The organism is Bartonella sp. OT172YNZD (assembly GCF_042193725.1).
GTDB lineage: Bacteria > Pseudomonadota > Alphaproteobacteria > Rhizobiales > Rhizobiaceae > Bartonella > Bartonella grahamii_A.
Genome location: NZ_JBHILZ010000046.1, coordinates 1 through 2,491, shown reverse-complemented (window position 1 = coordinate 2,491; position 2,491 = coordinate 1). Strand labels below are relative to the sequence as shown.

Here is a 2,491-nt window from a genome sequence, read left to right as displayed (position 1 = left end):
AGATGATCTCTGAGTTCGTTGAAGCCTTCTGCAAGCTGTTCTGTGAAAGTTTTCTGAGGGAATTTGCCATGATAACCACCTAACCGTTTTTCCTGTTCTAATCTTGCTTTTTTCTTTGCTAGCATTCCGATAGGGCTTGTGACCCAATTGTACCAAGTCCTTTGCCAATCCCGTTTGTTTGCATTTTTACCTGGATTTGCTATCCAGTGATTTGCGAACCGCTCAAATTCTAACAGCGTCTCATCATGGGTTAAGCCTTTATCGATTGCGTCTTGCAAATTAGGTTCAAAATCCTCAGGCAATTGACAATCGCGATTAGCTTTCGCTCGTTTTGCTTTTTGGGAAACGTTTTCTTGCTTGTGAATGGGAGGTTGGTTGTCTGATGAGGTTGTGATTTGTTCTGATGTGGTCTCAACAGCAGCAACCTCTGTTGGCTCATGAACCTGTTCGTTTGTTTCTAAACTTTCAGAACCAATTTCTTTTTTTGCTAAAACGATAGTGTTAGTTTTTTTATATATATTCTTATTCTGGTTCTTTATAGCTTGATTTTGCTTAGCGTTTGCTTCAGCAAAAAAAACGTTTTGCTTGTCATTTGCTTCAGCAAAATTATTAACATGTTGTTTTGTATTATTTTTTGCTTGTGCACCTTTTTTACCAGCCTCACTACGAACTTGCGATATGTGCTCTTTTTTATCAGAAAAATCTTTTAGTTCTTCTTCAACGCGCGTATTCCACAATCCATTATCTGTCTCAACAAGTTTATCATTCCTCATTAAGTATTCGACAATAGCTGCAAATTTTTTCTACGAACAATTGCAAGCACGTGCAAGCGTTTCAAAATCTTCTTTAATTGGTGCTTTTTTATCGTACATGCGAACGAGAAGCGTCATATAAGCGCCCCTTTGCTCTAACGTCATTCCATCTGTACCACTTATCCAGTCATACAAATGGAATCTTATCCATGGCATACCATTAGACATGCGCATCCCCTTTTTTTATTAAATATAAATGAGTGATCATAATCCCCCCCCTTAAGGCTGTTGCCTATTTATATGTGCGCGTATGGTGGCGCGTAATCTATTAATTTGATCTCTTTATTTTTGCCTGTTTAAGAGTGTGAATGGTGCTGTTGCTGTTCATTCTTTTCTTCATATTGAAGCTTCGTCATTTCATTTTGTTCACATGGCTTCATGCAAACAGTGGAATCCTTGACAAAAGAAGGCGTTTGAGGAGATTGTTCATTCCATAACGCTTCGAGAAGATATGCAACGGCTCCTCTTGAAGGAACACCATATTTTTCCCAACGCCATACTGTTGACTTGTTGACGCCTAACCGTGCTGCCATTTCTTTCAGAGTTAAATTCAGGTTTTTACGTAACTGTTTTACTGCTATTTGTCCCATAAAAAATAATATGCATTATGAGTACTTAAAAGTCAAGTCGAAATGCATACCAATTATATGCAATATGAATATATTAAGGAGATAAAAATGCTTAGTAACACGATAGACCAATCTGCTAGATTAATAAAAGCGCGTTTAGCGCGTGGTTTTAGAAGTGCTAAAGAAGCAGCTAGATATTTTGGCTGGAACTACTCTAGCTATATACAGCACGAACAAGGATTAAGAGGAATATCACGGGCATCTGCGAAATATGCAAAAGCATTTAGAATTAGTGAAGGATGGTTATTAACTGGAGAGGGAGAAGGCCCCTCCTTTCCAATTCCTGCCACAAAACAAACTGTTGATGAGCAAATTATTAATCTACTGCAAAAAACAACTCAACCAGATAAAGAAACAATTCTTCACCTTTTAAATCGCCTGCATGCAGAAGAAAAAAAATAAAAGCTTTTTTTTCTTTCATTACTAAATGTAGAAACCAGATGCATTATTTTGTTATCTAATTCTATATCACTTTTTATTGTTTTCATAACCATTCACCTTCCCCTTTCATGAGAATCGTCATTTAGAAAAAATCTTCTTACAAGATTTTTATACCGTTAAAAATAAAATACACATAACGCATATTTTATTGTTGACAAGTATGCATTATGCGTATTATATATATTCCATAAACCACGCACAAACAATCGCCAAGAGGCGTTAGGGAGGAGAAATTATGGATAAGCCAATTCTTATAAATTCCGATGAAATTTTATTAGTTGTCTATGATGATGATCAAAACATTGGTCGGTCGGGACCACTGGATGAAAGCCAAGTTCTAAAAATTATTGATGAGGCAGATGATGCAATCCAAATCTTTCGCATCAATCCTTCTGAGAATAATTGTGAAGATATCTCTGAAGAAATTGCAGAAGTATATGTAAAAGAAAATATCGAACATCTCCATGAGGATAGTAAAGTTCATGACTTTGTACGCGAAAGTGATGCTTACCAAGAACTTTTAGACGAGATCGCAGACGAAAAATATAATGATGAGATTTACGGTACTTACGAACAACAACACCGTTTGCGTCCTTGTGATGTGCTTTA

3 protein-coding genes and 1 pseudogene are annotated in these 2,491 nt (G+C 36.5%); 2 read left to right on the top strand and 2 right to left on the bottom strand.

The features are described from left to right. Nucleotides 1–980 (bottom strand): annotated as a pseudogene (locus tag ACFIJS_RS08810) (YdaU family protein); the annotation flags it as partial. Between the two features lie 128 nt (nt 981–1,108). Then, nucleotides 1,109–1,402, bottom strand: a complete 294-nt coding sequence (locus ACFIJS_RS08800; RefSeq protein ID WP_375651235.1) for a helix-turn-helix domain-containing protein — start codon at nt 1,400–1,402, stop codon at nt 1,109–1,111. 87 nt (nt 1,403–1,489) lie between these two features. Between ACFIJS_RS08800 and ACFIJS_RS08795 the strand changes: the two genes are divergently transcribed. Continuing rightward, on the top strand, nt 1,490–1,843 hold the full coding sequence (locus ACFIJS_RS08795; RefSeq protein ID WP_004859838.1) for a helix-turn-helix domain-containing protein: 354 nt from the start codon (nt 1,490–1,492) through the stop codon (nt 1,841–1,843). Between the two features lie 274 nt (nt 1,844–2,117). Continuing rightward, on the top strand, nt 2,118–2,491 hold a 374-nt coding region (locus ACFIJS_RS08790; RefSeq protein ID WP_375651233.1), incomplete at its 3' end, for a hypothetical protein.